Below are 20,703 nucleotides of genomic sequence, written 5' to 3' on the forward strand. Positions count from 1 at the left end.
TCATCAATACCATTCGTGAACTGCTGCCGTTGAACCCTCTCTACAATGAGGGGCTGAGGCACTATCTGCAGAACTTTTCCCCCAGCGAACCGTCACCGCTTACCGACTTTGCCGCAGCACTGACCAGTGCCAATGGTTCGGAGCTCCAGGCCATTCTGGAAACCGTGCCATTGAAACCACGCATGGAAAAAGTGCTCACCCTGGTGAAAAAAGAACTGGAAGTCGCTCGCCTGCAAAGCCAGATCTCCGAAGAGGTGAACGAGAAAGTCAGTCAGCACCAGCGTGAGTTTTTCCTGCGCGAGCAGCTTAAGATCATCCAGCGTGAATTGGGCCTGAGCAAGGACGACAAAACCGCCGAAGCCGAGGAGTTCCGTGAGCGCATGAGCGCGCTGGCTCCCCCGGAATCGGTACAGAAGCGATTTGAGGACGAGTTACAGAAACTATCGGTGCTGGAAACCGGCTCCCCGGAATATGGCGTTACCCGCAACTACCTGGACTGGCTCACCAGTGTGCCCTGGGGGCAGTACAGTGACGACAACCTGGATCTGCAACACGCCCGCCGCATTCTCGAAGCGCACCACAGTGGTCTGGATGATGTAAAGGACCGTATTGTCGAGTTCCTGGCCGTCGGCGCCCTGCGTGGTGAAGTGAAAGGCTCCATCATTCTGCTGGTGGGCCCGCCTGGTGTGGGCAAGACCAGTATCGGCAAATCCGTAGCCGATGCCCTCGGTCGGCAGTTCTATCGTTTCAGTCTTGGCGGTATGCGCGATGAGGCCGAGATCAAGGGCCACCGGCGCACCTACATCGGTGCCATGCCCGGCAAACTGGTGCAGGCACTCAAGGAAGCCGGCACCGCCAATCCGGTGATCATGCTCGACGAGGTGGACAAACTGGGCCAGTCTTTTCAGGGTGACCCGGCCTCGGCCCTGCTGGAAGTACTGGATCCCGAACAGAACCAGGACTTTCTCGACCACTACCTGGATGAACGGCTGGACCTGAGCCACGCCCTGTTTATCTGTACTGCCAACACGCTGGACAGTATTCCGGGGCCGTTGCTGGATCGCATGGAAGTGATCCGTCTGTCCGGTTACATCACCGAAGAGAAGGTGCAAATTGCTCGCCAGCATCTGTGGCCCCGGGCCCTTGAACGTGCCGGCGTAAAATCGGGACAACTTCGCATCAGCGACAGTGCACTTCGGCAAATTGTCGAGGGCTACGCACGCGAAGCCGGGGTTCGAAACCTGGAGAAGCAGCTCAACAAGATTATCCGCAAGGCGGCCGTCAAACTGCTCGCCGGGGAAAAGAAACTGAGTATCACCGGCAAGAACCTGGCGGATTTTCTGGGCCAGCCCTACTTCCAGACGGAAAAAACCCAACGTGGTGTCGGAGTGGTCACCGGGCTCGCCTGGACCTCCATGGGCGGCGCCACCCTCTCGGTGGAAGCCAGCCTGGTCCACAGCAAACAGCGCGGTTTCAAACTCACCGGCCAGCTGGGCGATGTGATGAAGGAGTCCGCGGAGATTGCCTATAGTTACGTGGCCAGCCATCTGAAGGATTACGGTCTCAGCGAGGAGCAGCTGGATGAGGCCTTCATTCACCTTCATGTGCCGGAGGGAGCCACTCCCAAGGATGGCCCCAGTGCAGGCATTACCATGGCCACTGCCCTGCTGTCTCTGTTACTGAAAAAGCGTCTGCCCCGCAAGGTCGCCATGACCGGCGAGCTGACCCTCACCGGTCAGGTACTGGCCGTGGGAGGCATCCGCGAGAAAGTCATCGCCGCCCGGCGGGTGGGTATCCGTGAGGTAATCCTTCCGGACGCTTGCCAACGTGATTTCGATGAGCTGCCCCAGTATCTGAAAGCCGGCCTCACCGTGCACTTCGCCAGCCGTTATGACGACGTGTTTGCGATTCTCTGGGGAAAATAAGTGGCGAGAAGCGAGTAATGCATAGCGAAAGGCAAAACCGGGCCGGTGCTTCGTCACTCGACACTTGCGACTCCCTACGGCGAATTGCCTCATGAGTTCCCTCGCCGACAAACCCTACTATATTGTGCCCACCTGCCATGAGCGGGTCGGCACAATATACCGGGATGATCATGTTCTGCTGATCAACAAACCAGCCTATCTGTTGAGTGTGCCCGGGCGGGCACCGGAAAATAAGGATTGTGCGGTTAGACGGCTGGCGATCAAGGATCCGGATATACGACTGGTACACCGGTTGGATCTGGATACCTCCGGCATCATGGTGTTCGCCCTGACCCGTCAGGCACAAAGCCAACTGAGCCGACTGTTTCAGCAAAGGACCGTCAAGAAACGTTATCAGGCAGTAGTACACGGTCTGGTCGAAAAGGATCAGGGAAGCATCGAATTGCCATTGATCGCGGATTGGCCCAACCGTCCGCTGCAGAAAGTCTGCTACGAGACCGGTAAGCCCGCCCTGACCCATTACCAGGTGCTGGAACGGGACGAAGTCCACAACCGCACGCGGCTGGCGTTAAGTCCGGTCACCGGCCGCAGCCATCAACTGCGTATTCACTGCCGGGAGCTTGGCCACCCCATCATCGGCTGCGACATGTATGCGCCGCCGGAGGTTGAAGCACTAAGCCCGAGATTGCTGCTGCACGCCCAGTGGCTGGCCTTCAACCACCCGCTGACCGGGCTCTGGCAGGAATTCACCTCGCCCTGCCCGTTCTGAGGCGACCCAATCGGTGCACCCTACGCATAGCTCCTGCGGTTAATCCCAATCGTCGCCGTAGTCGTGGAGCAGCTCTTCGCCGGGCTTGATGGACTTGAGTGCCACCACGGTCAGGTCGTCATAGTAAGCTACGTTGGGCTTCTTGCCGTGGTTGATGAAACGCAGATCGCACAGCACCCGGTAGCGCTCATTGCCCTCGTCATCCAGCGATAACACATAGGGGCCATCTTTTTTGGCAGGCTTGGTTTTACACAGACCCAGCTCGGTCCCCTTCTTGATCGGCAGGCTGGCAAAGAGGCCTCGGCCATGGACTGCGCTTCGGCGCACTTCCAGTAAATCGTCACGCAGGTAGGGTTTTGGCATTTTTTTGCACTTTACGTTGATAACACGGCCATGGCATCTTGCCAGAAAAGCGCTAACAGTTGAAAAATTCGATGCAAGGGATGCATGTCATGGGTTTTGCGGATTTTCCATTTGAGTCACGTTTCGTCACGCTGAATGGGCATCGCCTGCATTACATCGATGAAGGTGAAGGACCGCTTATTCTGTTCATCCATGGCAACCCCACATCCAGTTATCTGTGGCGTAATGTCATCAAACCCCTGCGCGGCAAATACCGCTGTATTGCCCTGGACCTGATCGGTTTCGGCAAAAGTGACCAGCCCGACCTGGATTACCGCTTTCTCACCCATTACCAGTACCTGGAAGAGTTCGTTGCCGCCCTGGCACTCACCGATATCACCCTGGTTCTGCACGATTGGGGCGGTCCGCTGGGCTTCCGTTTGGCTCAACAGCATCCCGGGAAGGTCAGCCGTCTGTGTTTTATGGAAACCTTCCCGTTCACCTTTGACTGGGATGAATTACCCCTGCCCTTGCGGCCCGTTTTCTTTGCCTTTCGGCAGGAACGGCTGGGCCGGTTTCTGATCATCAACCGTAACCTGTTTGTCAGGATGGTGCTGCCCTTCGGGGTTATCCGCCATCTGCCACGCAGTGTCAGACGTATCTATCAACGTCCTTTTCGTCAGCGCGAGTCCCGCTATCCGGTGTATGTCTGGCCCAACCAGTTGCCGATCAATGATCGTCAGGATGAAACCTGGCAAGCCATCGAGCAGATTGAAATGGGCCTCAGACGCATGTCGCAGCCCATGCTTTTATTGCGTTTTCGCCCTGGCGCAGTACTCGGCCCGGCTCGAATCCGTTGGTTGCTGGACCAGATCCCCAATCTGGATATTTCCGATTGCGGACGCGGACTACACTATGTGCAGGAAGATAACCCCAAGGCCATCGCTGAGGCGATCGGGCAATGGCTTCAACCCCCTGCACAAACTGACACTGGGCAACCGCCCGCGTCAGCCGCTCACCGCATTTATCAGTCCGATGATTATGCGGATTCACTAACCTGGTACTACGGTGAAAGCGGTTACGGCAACGCCCTGGTCGCCGAGTCGCCTCATGGCTTGATCCATTTCGATTTCTGTGACCACAAGGACGACGCTGTGACCAGATTGAAGCAGCGCTTTCAGGATGCGTGCCTTAACGAGCAGCCGACCCCTGCACTGCTCTCGGCCCTGGAAAACCCGGGCACCTCGCACGCCCCATTGCATCTGTGCGGAAGCTCATTCCAGCGTCAGGTTTGGCACGCCTTGCTCGACATCCCCGCCGGCAGCACCCGGCACTATGGTGACATTGCCCGGCAAATAGGCAGCCAGGCGCGGGCTGTCGGGCAAGCGGTGGGCAAGAACCGCCTGGCAATACTGGTACCTTGCCACCGGGTTACCCGTGCCGATGGTAGTGCGGGCGGCTTTTACTGGGGCGCAGAGTTGAAACAGCAATTACTGGAGCAGGAGCGAACCACAGCAGGACATACCCCATGAGAATCCCTGATACCGGCAAACGGCCGCCCCACAGAAAGGTATATCGATCCGCACCATCGGGAGAGGCTGATGTCATGCCTGCAATCTGGCCAAATATCATCTGCTGCAGGCCTGCTGGTATCAGCCGGTTTTACCGGCTTCGGGCTGATGCTGGCTCCCGGCACCATGGGAAATTTCCCTGTTTGGCCTTATCATCTTCCCCGGAAGCGCCGGCTAGGCAGGCTGGCTTATGTTTGTATCCCGCCGTTTTCTGCGGGAATGGGAGTAACTGAACAATGAAATGTCGCCGTTTGATCACGGTTTCCGTCCTCACCGCCGGTCTGCTGGCCTGCGCCACCTCACCACTGGGACGCAACCAGTTCCTGCTGATGCCAGCGGACCAGATGGATGAGATGGGGAGCACCGCCTACGCCCAGATGAAGCAAGAAAAGCCCCAGAGCAAGAACAGCCGTGAAGTGAATTATGTCCTTTGCGTCAGCAATGCCATCACCAGCACCCTAGGGGGGAGTCAGCAGTGGGAAGTGACCGTATTCCAGGAAGACAGTGCCAATGCCTTTGCCCTGCCCGGTGGCAAGATCGGCGTTCATACCGGGCTGCTCAAAGTGGCCGATAACCAGAGTCAGCTTGCGGCTGTGATCGGCCATGAGATTGGTCATGTGCAAGCGCAGCACTCCAACGAGCGCATGTCCCTGCAATATGCCACCCAAAGTGGCATGCAGCTATTGGGCGCCCTGGCGGGCCAGGACAGCGCCGCTAAACAGGGAATCATGGCAGCCCTGGGTGTGGGCGCAGAATACGGTCTCGCCCTGCCCTTCAGCCGCAAGCATGAAGCCGAAGCCGATATCATTGGCCTGCAGTTGATGGCCCAGGCCGGCTTCGATCCCCGTGAGAGCGTGGGCCTGTGGCAGAACATGGCCGCTGCCAATGGGGGTAACGAGCCACCGGAATTCATGTCCACTCACCCGTCCAATTCCACCCGGATTGAAGGTTTGCGCGCGCGCATACCGGAAGTGATGCCGCTGTATCAGCAGGCCCAGGCTGCGGGTCGTAAACCGCAGTGTGGGTGAGGAAAGCAATTAACCGTTAACAGTGAATAGTTAATAGCGCGCGGGACAGGTTAACTCTGTCCTGAAATGCAAAAGGCCGCGTCCAGACTTTGGGCGCGGCCTTTTTGCTTTCGGGCTATTGAATCGCCTTACTCGTGTTACAACTTTGAACTTGCCACTTTTAACTGTAGTAAGCGTTATCCGTGACAGAGTGGTCGGTCTTGTCGCGGACACCGGTCAGGTCCGGCACGCGTTCTTTGAGGGTCTTCTCCACGCCATCTCGCAGTGTTACGTCGACCACAGAGCAACCCTGGCAGCCGCCACCGAACTCCAGCACCGCCACGTTATCCTCGGTCAGCTCCAGCAGCTGGACGCTACCGCCGTGGGCCGCCAAGTTGGGGTTGATCTCGGCATAGAGCACGTAATTGATCTTCTCTTCGATGCTGGCATCTTCACTGATGTCCGGCACCCGGGATTTCGGGGCGCGGAAGGTGAGCTGACCGCCCATGCTGTCTTTCTTGTAGTCGATCACCGCATCTTCCAGGTAGCGCACGCTCTTGCCTTCCACCCAGGCATGAAAGCCCTCGTAGTCATAGCGAACGTCGCTCTCTTCCTGCTCACCCTCCGGGCAGTAAGCCATGCAGCACTCCGCATGGGGGGTACCCGGACGCTCTACAAAAATGCGCACGCCGATGTTGCCCTGATCCTGCTTGCCCAACAGGTCACGCAAGTAGTCCTGGGCGGTTTCGGTAATGTTGATCAACTGCTCTGCCATCATGATTCCTGTTCGGGATGAATGGCCACCTGGGGGTGGTGATGCTTTCCTGACTATTTTAGTCAGGTACTCCCCAGTTGCAATGGTGCTGTTGTGAAGCGAATTCAACCCTGCCTTTCTGCGCTGTTACCCGGGCCCCGGCAAGCGTACAATAGGGACCAGTAGCTTCAACGTTTAGCCCAACGCCAAAACGCAGGATTTTCCATGTCCGAGCAACATCACAACCCCGCCAATCAGGACAAGAAACCCACCCTGATTCAGACCATCAGCAGTATTCTGGCCGCCTTGTTCGGGGTCCAGAGCGCCAAAAACCGCGAGCGCGACTTTACCAAGGGCGATGCCGGGAACTATATCGGTGTCTATGTGGTGCTGGTTCTGGCACTGGTCATCGGCATGGTGGTCACGGTCAATATGGTGCTGGACGCCGCCGCAAAGTAAGCCCTTTTAATGGCCCGCCGTTATAGCGATATGCCAAGATATTTCTTTTCACTATAAGGGCGCTTTGTTAGAGTGCCGCTCTCCCTCCCCCGAGGGAGGCGCTTACCTGTTGAATTCTAACCCGAATCTGTGATTTGCCATGGATTCGGGTTCAAGCATAAAGGACGGTGAATCGGTCCCATGTACGTCTATCAGGAACATGACCAGCGATTGCTGGAAGAGCGGGTTGCGCAGTATCGCGACCAGACCCGTCGTTATCTGGCTGGAGAACTGAGCGAAGACGAGTTTCTCGCCCTGCGTCTCCAGAACGGCCTCTATATTCAGCGTTATGCGCCGATGCTGCGCATATCCGTTCCTTATGGCTTACTGGCGAGCCGTCAGTTGCGCCGTCTGGCTCATATTGTGCGCACCTATGACAAGGGCTTCTGCCACGTCAGCACCCGTCAGAACATTCAGCTGAACTGGCCGTCCGTAGAGGAAGTGCCGGACATTCTGGCCGAGCTGGCCGAGGTGCAGATGCACGCCATCCAAACCAGCGGCAACTGTATCCGAAACATCACCACCGATGAATTCGCCGGTGTGAACCCGAAGGAAATTGAAGATCCTCGCCCCTGGTGTGAAATCATTCGCCAGTGGTCCACGTTCAATCCGGAGTTCGCCTACCTGCCACGGAAGTTCAAGATTGCCGTGAATGCGGTGCCCGATGCGGACCCGGCCCTGATTGGCGTTCACGACATCGGTGTCCAACTGGTTCACGGTGCCGACGGAGAGACCGGCTTCCAGGTTTGGGCAGGTGGTGGCCTGGGCCGTACCCCGATGACGGGCTCGCTGATCGGCGAGTTTGTTCCCTGGCAGGATCTGCTGCCCTACCTGGAGTCCATCCTGCGGGTGTACAACAAGTACGGTAACCGGGACAACAAGTACAAGGCGCGCATCAAGATCCTGGTGAAGGCCCTGGGTGCCGACAAGTATCGGGAACTGGTAGAGCAGGAGTTCGCCGAGCTGAAAGATGGCCCCATGACGCTGACCCGGGAAGAAGTGGAGCGCATCCAGTCCTGCTTTACCGCTCCGGCCTACCAGGCAGTGGACACTGCAGCCCTGGACAGCAAACTGGCCGAAGACAAGGCATTCAATCGTTGGTATCACACCAACACCCGTGCTCACAAACAGGCCGGTTACCGTGCGGTGACCCTGACCCTGAAGAAAACCGGTCGGATTCCCGGCGATATCAGCGATGAGCAGCTGGAAGCCGTCGCCGACCTGGCAGACCAGTACAGCTTCGGCGTGCTGCGTAACAGCCATCAGCAGAACATGGTGCTGGCGGATGTGGCTGCCTCGGATCTCTACGACCTGTGGAAAGCCCTGGATGCCCTGGGTTTCGCCACCCCCAACCTGGGTCTGATCACCGATATCGTCGCCTGCCCCGGCGGCGATCTGTGCGCCCTGGCCAACGCCAAATCCATTCCAGTGGCGGAATCCATCCAGCGCCGCTTCGACAATATGGATTATGTTCACGATCTCGGCCCCATTGACCTGAACATCTCCGGCTGTATGAACGCCTGTGGTCATCACCACATTGGCCACATCGGCATTCTCGGCGTGGACAAGAAAGGCAAGGAGTTTTACCAGATCACCCTGGGCGGTCGTGGTGACAGGGAATCCCGGGTGGGTGAGAAACTGGGCCCGTCCTTCGAGTCTGACCAGATCACCGATGTGGTAGAAAACATCATCAAGCTCTACGTGGAAAAACGCCTCGAAAACGAGCCGTTCATCGACACCTACGAGCGGATTGGCATGGAACCATTCAAGGAGCGCATCTATGGGTAAGCTGATCATCGATGGCGCCATCGTGGACAACCAGTGGCAGCGTCTGGAAACAGATGCGCTGGAAAATGGCGTCCCGGCACAGGGCAAGATCATTGTGCCGCTGGCCTACTGGCAGGAAAATCGCGAAGCCCTGATCGCCCGTGGCGACGTGGCGGTTTGGCTGGCCCCCGGCGAGGAGCCGAAAGATCTTGAAGACGACCTTGCCGCTTTGCCGCTGGTGGCAATCCACTTCCCTGCCTTCAAGGACGGACGCGGCTACTCCTACGCCCGGGAGCTGCGTACCCGCTACAAATTTGACGGTGAGGTGCGCGCCACTGGCGACGTACTCCGTGACCAGTTGTTCTACATGACCCGTTGCGGATTCAATGCCTTCGAGGTTCGTGCAGATCGTAATATTGAAGAAGCACTACAAGGCCTCAAGGACTTCAGCGTCACCTACCAGGCAGACGTGAACGACCCGAGACCAATTTATCGACGTGCCTGATCAGGCTCTGACGGTAGATTCTGAAACGCCGCTGGTTACAACCAGCGGCGTTTTCGCATCCAGACACCCACTCCAAGGGCAATCACTGCGACACCGGAACAGAACCACCAGAACGCATTTGGATCCTCGACACCGGGCAAACCGCCCACGTTGATGCCGAACAGACCGGTGAGAAACCCCAACGGCAAAAATAAAGCCGAAATAATTGCCAACAGATACATGCGATCATTGATCGCCTCGTTCTGTACCGAGAACACTTCTTCCTGAAGCAGCGTGGCATGCTCTCTTGCCGCATCCAGATCTTCCAGCAAGCGCTGCAGCCTGTCCGTGGCTTCACGGATCAACAGGGTATCGGCTGCCGCAAAGAGACTTTCGTTCTGCAGCTTGATCAGAGCTTCCCGCTGTGGCGCCAGGTATCGCCGCAGGGTAATCGCCCGGCGACGCAGCAAACTCAAATGTGACGTCAGGCTGGCGGTGGGCGATTCCTCCAGCTGCTGGGCACAGGCCTCCACCTCCAGCTCAAGATTCTCAATGACCTCTTCCATTCGCCAGATAAGTTGGTCGATCAACTCTGCCACCAGCGCACTAATGGATTCCGGCCCTTGCTGACTGTCCAGAGTCTTCCGGACCGCCTCGACACTGAGCAAGGTGCGCTTCTGTGTGCTGATCAATCCTCCCGGTGACACCCACATGCGCAAAGCAATCATGTCCTCCGGCCGTGCCCCCGGGTTAAGATTCACACCCCGCAGATACACCAACACCCCCCCGGCGACTTCCGATGCCCGGGGACGGGTTTCCGCGGCGGTCAGGGCATCTATGACGGCTTGGGGAACGGCTTCGTTCTGCAGCCACTGCTCGCTCTCTTCCCGGGTATAATCCAGGTGAACCCAGTAACCCGTGGTGTCAGCCAGTTGCTGCTGGGGGTCCAGTGGCTGTGCGCCCCCGTTTCCGGTCAACTGAAGTGCAATTTTCAGCCAGTTGTTGTCACTCATTGCGGCCTATGCCCCTGTGTTCTGTTACCCATAGAATGCGTGAGCAGATTTCGTCAGACAAATAAAAAAGCGCGGTAATTCGCGCTTTTTTACTTTCACTGGCACCACATCAATGAATCAAGGCAACCGCACCACGACTCGCCCCTGAACACCGCCCTGAAGGATTTTTTCCACCCAGGCATTGACGCCATCAAGCGCTACCTCATCCGCTTCCAGCAAGGCCAGATCCGCGGGCATCCATTCGTCCGCAAGCAACTGCCACATCTGCTGCTTTATCTCGCAGGGCAGCTCAACACTGTCCACACCCAGCAGGTTCACGCCGCGCAGGATAAACGGTAATACGGTCATTTCCAGCTTGGGGGACGCCGCCAGACCACAGCAGGCGGCAGAGCCACCATACTTCAGGCTTTTCAGTGCCGTGGTCAGCATGTCACCACCGGCACAATCCACGGCCCCGGCCCATTGTTCTTTGAGCATGGGCTTGCCGGTATTTTCCAGAAAACGGTCGCGGTCAATCACCTCACTGGCGCCCAGGGACTGAAGCCACTGATGGGATGCCTGTTTGCCGCTGACGGCGCTGACGGAAAAGCCCAGCTTGGCCAGGATGGCCACAGTGATGCTCCCCACACCACCGGTGGCACCGGTTACCAACACCGGGCCCTGATCCGGATTGAGGCCGGTATCGAGCAAGGATTCCACGCACAGGGCTGCGGTCAGTCCAGCGGTGCCCAGCACCATGGCATCACGGGGAGCCAGACCTTCGGGCAAAGGAACCAACCATTCGGCCGGTACACGGATATACTGGCCGTAACCTCCATCCGTATTCATGCCCAGGTCATAACCGGTGCAGATTACGGCATCCCCCACACTGAACGGGCCGTCAGAGGTTTCCTCCACCACACCCACCGCGTCAATCCCCGGCGTGTGAGGGAACTGGCGGGTGACGCCCTTGTTGCCGGTGGCGGAGAGGGCATCCTTGTAGTTCAGGGATGACCAGTGCACCCGCACCAGCACACCCTCCTCCCCAAGATCGGCCAGTTCGCGTTCTTCAACCGCGTTTTCATAGCCGTTCTCGGTTTCGCGGGTCAGCAGGGCTTGGAAACTCATGGTCGACTCCTTTGCGTTGCGAGAGACGGGGGAGCGAGCAGCGAAAACCTGACTTTTCCGACTTCCGGGTTTTGGTTTTCGAAACTCGCTGCTCGTCTCTCGTGACTGTCGGGTTATCGCGGCGCCAGCGACGCCCCTACAACACGGGATAACTCGCTAAGGCTAAGCGTTAATGAATCTGGCGCTGACTGCCACGGTGCCAGAATTTCTCCACAGCACGCTGCAGGCTGCTCTCCAGGGAGAATCCAAGTCGCTCTCCCAGCTTGCGCTTGGCTTCCCACTGTACCTGATAGAGTGCATGGGAACTCTGCCGCAGTTGCAACAATTCATCACTGGTCATGATCTCATCGACCAGGCCCAGCTCCTTGGCCTGAGAGCCGAACCAGTGCTCGCCGGTGGCCACCTTGTCCAGATCCAGACCACGGCGGTTATCGCGGACAAAGGACTTGAACAGCTGGTGGGTCTCTTCCAGTTCTTCCTGGAACTTGGCTCGGCCTTTTTCGGTATTTTCCCCCAGCATGGTCATGGTCCGCTTGTATTCACCAGCGGTCATCAACTCCACGTCGATATCGTTTTTCTTCAACAACCGGTGGAAGTTGGGAATCTGGGCAACCACGCCAATGGAACCGATGACGGCGAATGGCGCAGCGACAATGCGGTCAGCAATGCAGGCCATCATGTAACCGCCACTGGCAGCCACCTCGTCAACGGTGACCGTCAGTTTGATGCCACTATTGCGGATACGGCGTAATTGCGACGCGGCCAATCCATAGCTGTGTACCAGCCCACCCGGGCTCTGCAGCCGTACCAGCACCTCATCATTCTGGGTCGCAACCTGCAGCACTGCACTGATTTCACGTCGCAGATGATCCACCGCACTGGCCTGCACATCGCCATCAAAATCCAGTACAAACAGACGCGGCTCCACCTTGTCTTCCGTTCCGGCCTTTTTCTTCTGCTTGGCCTCCAGTTTCTCTTGTTTGCGCTTTGCCTTGTGCGCTTTCTTGCGCTGGGCCTCGGGGAGAATCTCTGCCTCCAGGGAATCCTTCAGGTCCTCGAATTCCTCATTGAGGTGACGCACCTTCAGCTCCCCGTCCTGGCCGGCCTTTTGCCGGCCACGGGACGCGGTGGCGGCGATGCCGCCGATCACAAACAAGATTGCCACCACCAGGGTGGCAACCTTGGCCAGAAACATGCCGTATTCGGATAAAAACGCGATCACTGGTTACCTGCTTGTCCGTGGGATTGGCACCTGCCCAATATCGACAGATGAAAAGAAGTGGGGTGATTCTACCTAACAGAGCCCCAATGGGGTATGGCAGTCACCACAGGGAGGGCCTGTGGTGACGGAAAACCTCAATCCCAGCCGGAGATGGCCTGCTGGGCACTGCCGTTCATGGGGCGAGCGACCAATCCAGTGGGGCCTGCATTGACCTCAAACAAGGCCCCTTCAGCCATGGGCAAATAGGCGGCACTGCCATAGCTGGCATCGACCAGCAGGCTCCAGCCCTCTCGCGCCATTTCCCAGACATCAATGCCCACCGGGTCACGATGGAGACTGTAGACGGTTCGATCACGGGAGCGTTCATCCTCCAGGGCATAGTATCTGCCTGAGATGCGATCCAGTTGATAGCCCGGCTGCAGGCCCAGCAGGCTGAATGGCATCTTCCACTTGATAATGCGGGCATCCAGTTGCCATTGATCGCCTTTCAGGCGGAAATCTTCGGTGGTTCCGTCCGTGCGGGTCACGGTGGCGATAAAGGATTGATCACCTGACTGGCGGAAGCTCACTGTGGCTACGGAGACTTCCTGGGCGTATTCCCGATAACCGTAGATATTCAGGGCAAACAGGCTGAGGTAAATGGCCAGCCCCACCATTAGCAGGCCGGCTGTGCCTTTGAGCCATTGCAGCAGCCATTGCTGTCGCAGCAGCACCCAGGCGCCCAGCAATACGAACACCAGGCTGAAAATAAATATTACCAGAGGCGCGAGTGTGTAATTCATTGATTCTATCCCTTATTGGAAGCGCGCTACCCAATGGTCAATCAGTGTCCGGGCAATACTGCCCGGGGGCGGTATCATCGGCAATGACTGGTAGTGGAACCAGTCCGCCGCGACAATTTCGTCATCATCAATGCAGATTTCCCCGCCGGCATAATCCGCATGGAATCCCAACATGAGGGAGTGAGGAAACGGCCAGGACTGACTGCTCAGATATTGCAGGTTGGTCACCTCGATACCGCTCTCTTCCCGGACTTCCCGGGCCAGAGCCTGTTCAGCGGACTCCCCGGCTTCCATGAAACCGGCCAAACAGGAATACATGCCCTCCGGGAAGCGTGTCGAACGCCCCAACAGGGCATGTTCCCCGCGCGTCACCAGCGCAATGATGCAAGGCGTGATTCTCGGGTACTGAAAATAGCCACAGGCCGGGCACGTCATTGCCAGATCACGGTGATGGGGCTCGGTGGGCGAACCACAACGACTGCAGAACCTGTGATTTTTCTGCCAACTCAAGAACTGCAGGGCCCGACTGACCATGGTAAACCCGGCTTCATCGAGCCCACCGGCGATCAGTCGCCGCAACGGCACCGGTTGCAGGGAGCCGTCGTCGAGCTCGTGGTTGCTCAGCTCACAGACGTAGCAGGGCTCACCATTAAGGAGGCCAAGATAATAGTAATGCGGATGCTGACGCAGCATGTACGCCGGTAAGACCGGTAATTGCCACGGATCCGCAGCAATCAGGATATTCTGTTCATGAATCACATAGCAGCGTGCGTGCTCGGCGTGCTTCGGTTCGGGGCTGGACAGATCAATCATGGGCATCAGGCCACTTTGGCAACCGGGTAACCCAGCGCTTTCATGCTTTCTTCGGCCACTTCAAGCACGCCGTCACCAATAGGCTTCTGCTCTTCCATGCTTTCCAGGTAGTAATCGACTCCGGTCAGAGCGTCCGCGAGGGTTTCCATGTTCTCTCTCGTAGGAGGCGTGCCCCCCTCGATGAGCTGGTGAACAATATATTGATGACAGGCCTGCGTCACACCACGGGCCCGCTGCAGCTCCAGGAACATCAGCCCCCCGGCAATGGATGCGAAGGTACCCGGAAGATTGGAAAGGTGCATGGCATCCCAGTTGTTATCCATGAACGAGCTGATGGAGCGTTTTGCCAGGGCCAGGCCGGCGCGACACTCCCCCACCACGGTCATCCGGGCATCGTCCAGCTGATAGAGGGAAATGCCGCTGTTGTTGCTGCCACGGTGGATATCATCTTCCGGGCTGATACTGCGCTCGAGATTGGCGGCAACGTTCTCCACCATCAGCAGGTCATCCACCAGCGAGTGAAAAGCGTCGCTCTCCACATTCTGGTCCGCCTGCCAGTCATTGACCTTGGTGGCCTGTTGTTTGATGACACCGGCCTCATCATCCTTGCCGATCATGGCCAGGGTACTGCCGAGGCGATTAAGGCTGGCGGCCACAGACTGGTAATTGGTATCTGCCACACCCTGGGATGCCATATCCAGGCTTTCCTTGAGTTCACTGATTTCATCACGCATGGCACTGGCAACCGACCGGATCACCGAACCACTGGCTCCGGTCATCAACGCCAATTCACGCTGCAGGATGGCATCGGACACATCGCTGTCCAGGGCAAACGCCTGCTTCACTTGCCCGACAACCCCGGAATTCAGAGAAGACAGGGACACCAAGTAGAGGCTTTCCTTGATCATCAAAAGCGGCGCTTCTTCGCTGAGCGCCTGATCGCCACCGTAAACCAGCTTCTTCAATTGCCTGTCGAACTGGGAGAGCAAGGCCTTCCTGGCCGGGGTGATGGCCATGTCGTCCGCCACCATGGCCGTAATCACCGCCTGGCCAATCCACAGGAAACGACTCAGGCCACAGTCGCCGGCAGCGCGATCCAGGCGCACCATGGCGCGGCCCATCAGACGCAGGTTGACCGAGGGATTCAGGTCCCGGAGTACGCCTAACAACCCGGTTTGATACATATGCCGCAGGCGCCGGGCCAGGGCCGGCAGTTCGGCGCGGGGCAAATCACTCTCGGGGGCGGGCGGTGTGCGCGGGCGAGACAGATTGGCACTGAAAAAATGGCTTTCCTGAATCAGTGCTTTGCCACCAGCGCGACGTAATTCATTGATACCGCCGATCAGCAATGCCGGCAGCGTGCGGTTCTTGAGTTGCACGTAATCGAAATAGCGGGTCAGCAGGACAATGGCATTACTGAGGGCCTGAACGCGGGCATCAGACTGCTTTTCACGCAGCTCCCGGGCGGCGAGTGCCATTTCTTCACTCATCAGCGCCGCTGCAGGCAGCTCAACCACCTGGCAGATACCCCGTAATTGCTGGAAGTCTTCGGCACACCGTGCCAGCTCCTCCTGACGGGAGGGATCGTCGGAAAACGCCTCCAGGCTGGTTTCCGCTTCCGTCAGGGTGGCGTCAATCGCTTCCTTGAGAAAAGTCAGGGAGGTGGTATTCGTTATGGCGACCATGGACTCTCCGCAAGCACCCAACTGTTATTATCATCGGTCGTACGCCGTGCAACCCCCGCATACGCCGCATTTCTCATCATAGAAGTGTCGACATAGGGTTTAAACCCACTTGGCAGACAAGAAAAAGGCCCCTTCCCCATCAACAGAGTCATCGCAATTGACTCTGTTCAGCGTGGGCAGAATCTACCAATAAGGCGGGCCGAAAAGGCCTGAAGCCCACTTTCGACACCCACCGCGAAAGGCGCATCAACTTTTGCACGTCATCAAACAATGCGTCAACTTTCATTTGTAAGCAACTGATTTATTGGCTATTTGTTAACCTGGCCACACTCTGGAAACGGCACTTAATCGGCCCCTAACCCGAATCCCGCCATAACCCTGTCAATCCCGACCATGGTCCTGGCCACTTCTTGCCTTTCTGCACTGTACCGGGGCACAGCAAATCCGTATGATTGCGGCCGCCTCGACTCCGTTCATCCCTCGCACAGGATTTCGCCATGTCCGCCACGCTTGGCCGTGCCTTTCTGCACAATTTCCTTGGGCAAGCCCCTGCCTGGTACAAATACACCATCATTGCCTTTCTGGCCGTCAATCCGCTGATTTTTCTGACACTGGGCCCCGTTGTCGCAGGCTGGCTGCTGCTGGCCGAGTTTATCTTCACCCTGGCCATGGCCCTCAAGTGCTACCCGCTCCAGCCGGGCGGGCTGCTTGCCATTGAGGCAGTGCTGATCGGGCTGACTTCCGCTGAGACCGTGCTGCACAAGGTAGAAAGCAACCTGGAAGTCATGCTGCTGCTGATTTTCATGGTGGCGGGGATTTTCTTCCTCAAGGATCTGCTTCTGTTCCTCTTTACTCGCATCCTTCTGGGGGTGAAGTCCAAGGTTCGCCTGAGCCTGCTGTTCTGTGTCGCGGCGGCCGTCCTCTCCGCGTTTCTGGATGCGCTCACCGTCACCGCCGTGGTCATCGCGGTGTGTACCGGCTTCTACGGGATCTACCACAAAGTGGCTTCCGGCAAGACCTTTCAGCAGAAGCATGATCATGGCGACGATACCAGCGTCGAAGACCTGCACCGGGAAGACCTGCGCCGCTTCCGGGCCTTCCTGCGCAGCCTGCTGATGCATGCTGCAGTAGGCACTGCCCTTGGTGGAGTCTGCACCCTGGTCGGCGAACCCCAGAACCTGCTTATCGCCAACAAGGCCGGCTGGGAATTTGGTGAGTTTTTCCTGCGCATGGCGCCGATTACCCTGCCTGTCCTGGTAATGGGCCTGCTGACCTGTGTCTTCCTGGAAATCAGCGGCAGCTTCGGCTACGGCGAGGACATTCCTGAAAAGGTGCGCGGCATTATGCGCCAGTACGCGCTGGAGCAGGACCGCAAACGCACCGTACAAAATCGGGCTGCGCTGGTCATACAGGCGCTCACCGCCGTGTGGCTGGTGGTCGGCCTGGCCACCCATGCCGCCTCCGTGGGGCTGGTGGGCCTGACGGTGATTATTCTCGCTACCTCGTTTACCGGCATCATTGAGGAACACCGACTGGGCGCCGCTTTTGAGGAGGCTCTCCCGTTCACCGCCCTGCTGACGGTCTTTTTCGCCGTGGTGGCGGTTATTGCAGACCAACAGCTCTTTGCCCCGGTCATTGAGTATGTGCTGAGTCTGGAGAAGCAGATCCAGGGGCCGGCATTCTATGTGGCGAACGGGGTGCTTTCGGCGGTTTCCGACAACGTTTTCGTGGCCACGGTCTATGTGGATGAGGTTGGCCAGGCACTGTTGAAAGGCGAGATCGACCGGGACACTTTTGACCTGCTGGCGGTGGCAATCAACACCGGCACCAACATTCCTTCGGTGGCCACCCCCAATGGCCAGGCCGCATTCCTGTTCCTGCTCACCTCGGCGCTGGCTCCCCTTGTGCGGCTCTCTTACGGACGAATGGTGGTCATGGCCCTGCCCTACACCATCGTCATGTCGATTACCGGCTTACTGATGTCCATGATGGCACTGGGGCCGGCCACGGATTACCTCTACGAGAATGAGTGGATCGAACACCACGATGTGAGCGAGTTCCAGCTGTCACCGAACAAGAGTCACTGACCCCGGAAAGCCCGCTTAATGAAGCGGGCTTTCTTCCTTCTGGCGGTCCCACAACGTGGTTTCACCATTGCTGTCGGCAATGGCGGCCAGCTTGTCGCGATGCCGTTGCAGCTCCTGGTCAGAGGCTCGTACAACCTTCAGCCCGGGGCGCTGACCATCCAGGCGGCGAATCGCCTCAGCAGCCATTTCCCCGCCCTGGCTGGCACCGTCACTACCATCCAGTGACAAGCGGGTCTGGCCGCCGGTCATGGCCAGATACACGTCGGCGAGAATCTCCGCATCCAGCAAGGCACCGTGCAACTCGCGATGGCTGTTCTCGACCCCATAGCGCCGGCACAGCGCATCCAGGTTGTTTTTCTGGCCAGGGTGTTTCTGGCGTGCCATCACCAGGGTATCGAGGACACCACAGCGTTGCTCGATGGTGCCATAACGGCTGCCCAGGCGACGTAACTCATGGTTCAGGAAGCCCACATCGAACGGCGCGTTATGGATCACCAGTTCCGAACCGTCCACAAAAGCCAGAAACTCATCCACCACCTTGTCGAACGTCGGCTTGTCCGCGAGAAATTCAGTGCTGATCCCGTGGACCGCCAGGGCGCCCTCATCAATCTCTCGCTGGGGATTGAGATACAAATGCAGGCTATTGCCGGTCAGACGTCTGTTGACCACTTCCACACAGCCAATTTCGATCACCCGGTGGCCATCGTTGGGTTCAAGACCCGTTGTTTCCGTATCCAGTACTACCTGACGCATCAGCTTGGCATTCCTTTTTTCTGGAGAAGTTCATCGATGCCACGATTGGCAAGCGCATCGGCTTTTTCATTCTCGGGGTGACCGCTGTGCCCCTTCACCCATTGCCATTCAATGGTGTGCTTGCTGCAGGCCGCATCCAGACGCCGCCATAAATCCGCATTCTTTACCGGCTGTTTCGACGCCGTTTTCCAGCCCCGCTTTTTCCAGTTGGCCATCCACTGCGTGATGCCATCCATGACATAGCGGGAATCGGTGGTCAGCACCACCTCACAGGACTGCGTCAGGGCCTCCAGGGCCATGATCGCCGCCATCAGTTCCATCCGGTTGTTGGTGGTATCAGGCTCCCCACCGGAAAGGGTCTTTTCGGTACTGCCATAACGCAGCACGGCGCCCCAGCCACCGGGGCCGGGATTGCCGCGGCAGGCGCCGTCGGTAAATATCATCACTTGCTTCAATGAATCAGGACTCCTTGTTTTGCTGCCCCCAGCGGGCAACCGGTACCGGGACAACGGTATTTCGCGGCACCCTTTTTTGCCGGTTGGGCAATAGCTTGGCCATACCGGCCCGCTTGCGGGCAACCAGCAGATAGGTATTGCCATGGCGAGGCCAAAGCAGGCTACCCAACCATTCCAGCAGCCGCAGACGCTCACGGCCGCGACCGGAAAGCGGCATAGTATAGAAGCCGCTGGCCATACCATCGACCTCAAATCCCAATACCTGCAACCAGTCGGTAAGACGATTGGGGCGATAAAACCGCCCGGACCAGCCCGGCCGTTTCCGCCAGAAAAACCAGCGTGCCAGCCCCATCAAGCTGACCGGATGGAAGCCGATGATGGCCACCTTGCCGCCCGGGGCGATACTGCGCGTTGCTTCCCGTAGTACCTGATGGGGGTCCTGGCTGAAATCCATGACATGGTGCAGCAGAAGCAGATCCACACTGGCCTTCGCCAAGGGTAACAACTCCAAACGGGCCTGAACCCGGGTGCCGCCAAAACCCTCTGTGGAAATACTGGTTTGCCAGGGCAGCGGGCTTTCCGCCAGCAAATCTCTCCCCGTGCCGCTGTACAGGGCGACCGCTCGCTGGCCCGCCTGACTGCGCAACCATTCACCGAGCATTTCACGCTCCGCTGCAAGCAAGGCCTGACCGGGCTCACTGTCCAGCCAGTTATCAAAATTGCGCCCCAGCTCCGGGGAAGAGGCGTTATAGGAAATACGGTTGAGTGGAGGCAGCTGCATGACGGACAATGACTCCCACAAAAGATTGCCGTTTTATCAGGAGCGTAGCACGACATGTTGCCCAGCCCTACTGCCATCCCCGCATTCAGAGACAATTACATCTGGGCCATTCGCCAGGAAGACCGCTGCGTGGTCGTGGACCCTGGCGATGCAGAACCGGTGGAGCAGTTCCTGCAGGAAAACGGTCTGCAACTCACCAGTATTCTGATTACCCATCATCACCCGGACCATGTGGGCGGCATTCCGGCTCTGCTCAAGCAACGGGAGATCCCCGTGTATGGGCCTGCCAGGGAAACCATCCCCGCAATGACCCACCCACTGGCTGAAGGCGATGTCATTCAACCCGCCGGACTCGACATCAGCTTGAGAGTCATGGAAGTCCCCGGCCATACCCTTGGACATATCGCCTTCCACAATGCTGACCTGAACTGGCTTTTTTGCGGCGACACCCTGTTCGCCGGGGGATGTGGTCGCCTTTTCGAGGGCACTCCAGAGCAGATGTATGGCTCACTGCAACGTCTGGCCAGCCTGCCCGCCTCCACCCTGGTGTACTGCACCCACGAATACACCCTCGCCAACCTCACCTTTGCAGCCGCAGTGACGCCGGATGACACGGCAGTGACCCAACGGCTTGAGGCCGTAAAAGAGGCCCGTGACGCCGGGCAAATCACCCTGCCATCGACGCTTGCCGAAGAGGCACGCAGCAACCCTTTCCTGCGTGCCCATGAACCGGCCCTCAAGCATGCCTGTGAGGCACGGGAACCCGGGGCTGGCAACAGTGATATGCAGTGTTTTGCCACCTTGCGTCGCTGGAAAGACAACTTTTGACCGACACGGCTTGTGGCGCCCCTTTCCCTGCCCCTAGAATGATTGAAATATTTTGCTGTC

At 58.0% G+C, this 20,703-nt stretch carries 20 protein-coding genes; 9 read left to right on the plus strand and 11 right to left on the minus strand.

All coding sequences use genetic code 11. From position 1 onward, the window contains the following. A partial coding sequence (gene lon, locus A3714_RS02835; protein ID WP_063527152.1) for an endopeptidase La occupies positions 1-1,925 on the plus strand: 1,925 nt, incomplete at its 5' end. 91 nt (positions 1,926-2,016) lie between these two features. Continuing rightward, positions 2,017-2,694 carry a pseudouridine synthase gene (locus A3714_RS02840; RefSeq protein ID WP_063509755.1) on the plus strand — a complete coding sequence of 226 codons (678 nt, stop codon included), beginning with the start codon at positions 2,017-2,019 and terminating at the stop codon, positions 2,692-2,694. Positions 2,695-2,733: 39 nt separating this feature from the next. On the opposite strand, the gene A3714_RS02845 is transcribed toward A3714_RS02840, so the two are convergent. Continuing rightward, complete coding sequence (locus tag A3714_RS02845; RefSeq protein WP_062816097.1) at positions 2,734-3,057, minus strand: SET domain-containing protein; 324 nt, start codon at positions 3,055-3,057, stop codon at positions 2,734-2,736. Between the two features lie 89 nt (positions 3,058-3,146). On the opposite strand from A3714_RS02845, the gene A3714_RS18350 reads away from it, so the two are divergent. Continuing rightward, the gene (locus A3714_RS18350; protein WP_063509754.1) at positions 3,147-4,568 is read left to right on the plus strand and encodes a haloalkane dehalogenase; all 1,422 of its coding nucleotides are present in this window, start codon (positions 3,147-3,149) and stop codon (positions 4,566-4,568) included. A 275-nt stretch (positions 4,569-4,843) separates the two neighbouring features. Beyond that, entirely contained in the window at positions 4,844-5,635 is a 792-nt protein-coding gene (locus A3714_RS02855; RefSeq protein WP_063525795.1) for a M48 family metallopeptidase, read from the plus strand. A 160-nt stretch (positions 5,636-5,795) separates the two neighbouring features. Here the strand turns inward: A3714_RS02855 and nfuA are convergent, their stop codons facing one another. Continuing rightward, positions 5,796-6,392: a Fe-S biogenesis protein NfuA gene (nfuA, locus tag A3714_RS02860; protein ID WP_062816100.1), complete on the minus strand. Its 597-nt coding sequence runs from the start codon at positions 6,390-6,392 to the stop codon at positions 5,796-5,798. Between the two features lie 201 nt (positions 6,393-6,593). Between nfuA and A3714_RS02865 the strand changes: the two genes are divergently transcribed. The 3 genes from A3714_RS02865 to A3714_RS02875 all read left to right on the plus strand — a co-directional run bounded on the left by A3714_RS02865 (position 6,594) and on the right by A3714_RS02875 (position 9,138). After that, on the plus strand, positions 6,594-6,827 hold the full coding sequence (locus A3714_RS02865) for a DUF2970 domain-containing protein (protein ID WP_062816101.1): 234 nt from the start codon (positions 6,594-6,596) through the stop codon (positions 6,825-6,827). Between the two features lie 180 nt (positions 6,828-7,007). Beyond that, positions 7,008-8,654, plus strand: coding sequence for a nitrite/sulfite reductase (locus A3714_RS02870; protein ID WP_062816102.1), 1,647 nt, complete (start codon positions 7,008-7,010; stop codon positions 8,652-8,654). Next, positions 8,647-9,138, plus strand: a complete 492-nt coding sequence (locus A3714_RS02875; protein ID WP_062816103.1) for a DUF934 domain-containing protein — start codon at positions 8,647-8,649, stop codon at positions 9,136-9,138. Before A3714_RS02870 ends, A3714_RS02875 begins: the two co-directional genes overlap by 8 nt. A 35-nt stretch (positions 9,139-9,173) precedes the next feature. On the opposite strand, the gene A3714_RS02880 is transcribed toward A3714_RS02875, so the two are convergent. From A3714_RS02880 to A3714_RS02905, 6 genes are all read right to left on the minus strand, one after another. Then, entirely contained in the window at positions 9,174-10,130 is a 957-nt protein-coding gene (locus A3714_RS02880; RefSeq protein WP_063508225.1) for a zinc transporter ZntB, read from the minus strand. 117 nt (positions 10,131-10,247) lie between these two features. Next, positions 10,248-11,237, minus strand: coding sequence for a YhdH/YhfP family quinone oxidoreductase (locus tag A3714_RS02885; RefSeq protein WP_062816105.1), 990 nt, complete (start codon positions 11,235-11,237; stop codon positions 10,248-10,250). A gap of 169 nt (positions 11,238-11,406) precedes the next feature. After that, on the minus strand, positions 11,407-12,459 hold the full coding sequence (gene sohB, locus A3714_RS02890; protein WP_082844625.1) for a protease SohB: 1,053 nt from the start codon (positions 12,457-12,459) through the stop codon (positions 11,407-11,409). Positions 12,460-12,593: 134 nt separating this feature from the next. Then, the gene (locus A3714_RS02895; RefSeq protein ID WP_062816106.1) at positions 12,594-13,241 is read right to left on the minus strand and encodes a hypothetical protein; all 648 of its coding nucleotides are present in this window, start codon (positions 13,239-13,241) and stop codon (positions 12,594-12,596) included. Between the two features lie 12 nt (positions 13,242-13,253). Continuing rightward, positions 13,254-14,060: an NAD(+) diphosphatase gene (nudC, locus tag A3714_RS02900; RefSeq protein ID WP_231866022.1), complete on the minus strand. Its 807-nt coding sequence runs from the start codon at positions 14,058-14,060 to the stop codon at positions 13,254-13,256. After that, entirely contained in the window at positions 14,060-15,739 is a 1,680-nt protein-coding gene (locus A3714_RS02905) for a hypothetical protein (protein WP_063508378.1), read from the minus strand. Before A3714_RS02905 ends, nudC begins: the two co-directional genes overlap by 1 nt. A 497-nt stretch (positions 15,740-16,236) precedes the next feature. Here A3714_RS02905 and nhaB point away from each other — a divergent pair, with 497 nt between their 5' ends. Next, positions 16,237-17,826: a sodium/proton antiporter NhaB gene (gene nhaB, locus A3714_RS02910; protein ID WP_062816108.1), complete on the plus strand. Its 1,590-nt coding sequence runs from the start codon at positions 16,237-16,239 to the stop codon at positions 17,824-17,826. Between the two features lie 15 nt (positions 17,827-17,841). Here nhaB and dnaQ read toward each other — a convergent pair whose 3' ends face one another. From dnaQ to A3714_RS02925, 3 genes are read right to left on the minus strand one after another with little or no spacing between them, the layout of a single operon-like run. Further along, on the minus strand, positions 17,842-18,579 hold the full coding sequence (dnaQ, locus tag A3714_RS02915) for a DNA polymerase III subunit epsilon (protein WP_062816109.1): 738 nt from the start codon (positions 18,577-18,579) through the stop codon (positions 17,842-17,844). Then, the gene (rnhA, locus tag A3714_RS02920; RefSeq protein WP_063508379.1) at positions 18,579-19,034 is read right to left on the minus strand and encodes a ribonuclease HI; all 456 of its coding nucleotides are present in this window, start codon (positions 19,032-19,034) and stop codon (positions 18,579-18,581) included. The genes dnaQ and rnhA overlap by 1 nt, the downstream gene beginning before the upstream one ends. Before the next feature lie 4 nt (positions 19,035-19,038). After that, complete coding sequence (locus A3714_RS02925; protein ID WP_062816111.1) at positions 19,039-19,815, minus strand: class I SAM-dependent methyltransferase; 777 nt, start codon at positions 19,813-19,815, stop codon at positions 19,039-19,041. A gap of 54 nt (positions 19,816-19,869) precedes the next feature. Between A3714_RS02925 and gloB the strand changes: the two genes are divergently transcribed. Then, the gene (gene gloB, locus A3714_RS02930) at positions 19,870-20,643 is read left to right on the plus strand and encodes a hydroxyacylglutathione hydrolase (RefSeq protein WP_063525632.1); all 774 of its coding nucleotides are present in this window, start codon (positions 19,870-19,872) and stop codon (positions 20,641-20,643) included. Positions 20,644-20,703 lie beyond the last annotated feature (60 nt).

The sequence above is a fragment of the Alcanivorax sp. HI0007 genome (assembly GCF_001635525.1).
Taxonomy (GTDB): Bacteria; Pseudomonadota; Gammaproteobacteria; order Pseudomonadales; family Alcanivoracaceae; genus Alcanivorax.

Coding starts and splice junctions, on each gene's coding strand:
- A3714_RS02840 (WP_063509755.1), top strand. CDS start 2,017: ATGAGTTCCCTCGCCGACAAACCCTACTATATTGTGCCCACCTGCCAT.
- A3714_RS02845 (WP_062816097.1), bottom strand. CDS start 3,057: ATGCCAAAACCCTACCTGCGTGACGATTTACTGGAAGTGCGCCGAAGC.
- A3714_RS18350 (WP_063509754.1), top strand. CDS start 3,147: ATGGGTTTTGCGGATTTTCCATTTGAGTCACGTTTCGTCACGCTGAAT.
- A3714_RS02855 (WP_063525795.1), top strand. CDS start 4,844: ATGAAATGTCGCCGTTTGATCACGGTTTCCGTCCTCACCGCCGGTCTG.
- nfuA (WP_062816100.1), bottom strand. CDS start 6,392: ATGATGGCAGAGCAGTTGATCAACATTACCGAAACCGCCCAGGACTAC.
- A3714_RS02865 (WP_062816101.1), top strand. CDS start 6,594: ATGTCCGAGCAACATCACAACCCCGCCAATCAGGACAAGAAACCCACC.
- A3714_RS02870 (WP_062816102.1), top strand. CDS start 7,008: ATGTACGTCTATCAGGAACATGACCAGCGATTGCTGGAAGAGCGGGTT.
- A3714_RS02875 (WP_062816103.1), top strand. CDS start 8,647: ATGGGTAAGCTGATCATCGATGGCGCCATCGTGGACAACCAGTGGCAG.
- A3714_RS02880 (WP_063508225.1), bottom strand. CDS start 10,130: ATGAGTGACAACAACTGGCTGAAAATTGCACTTCAGTTGACCGGAAAC.
- A3714_RS02885 (WP_062816105.1), bottom strand. CDS start 11,237: ATGAGTTTCCAAGCCCTGCTGACCCGCGAAACCGAGAACGGCTATGAA.
- A3714_RS02895 (WP_062816106.1), bottom strand. CDS start 13,241: ATGAATTACACACTCGCGCCTCTGGTAATATTTATTTTCAGCCTGGTG.
- nudC (WP_231866022.1), bottom strand. CDS start 14,060: ATGCCCATGATTGATCTGTCCAGCCCCGAACCGAAGCACGCCGAGCAC.
- A3714_RS02905 (WP_063508378.1), bottom strand. CDS start 15,739: ATGGTCGCCATAACGAATACCACCTCCCTGACTTTTCTCAAGGAAGCG.
- nhaB (WP_062816108.1), top strand. CDS start 16,237: ATGTCCGCCACGCTTGGCCGTGCCTTTCTGCACAATTTCCTTGGGCAA.
- dnaQ (WP_062816109.1), bottom strand. CDS start 18,579: ATGCGTCAGGTAGTACTGGATACGGAAACAACGGGTCTTGAACCCAAC.
- A3714_RS02925 (WP_062816111.1), bottom strand. CDS start 19,815: ATGCAGCTGCCTCCACTCAACCGTATTTCCTATAACGCCTCTTCCCCG.
- gloB (WP_063525632.1), top strand. CDS start 19,870: ATGTTGCCCAGCCCTACTGCCATCCCCGCATTCAGAGACAATTACATC.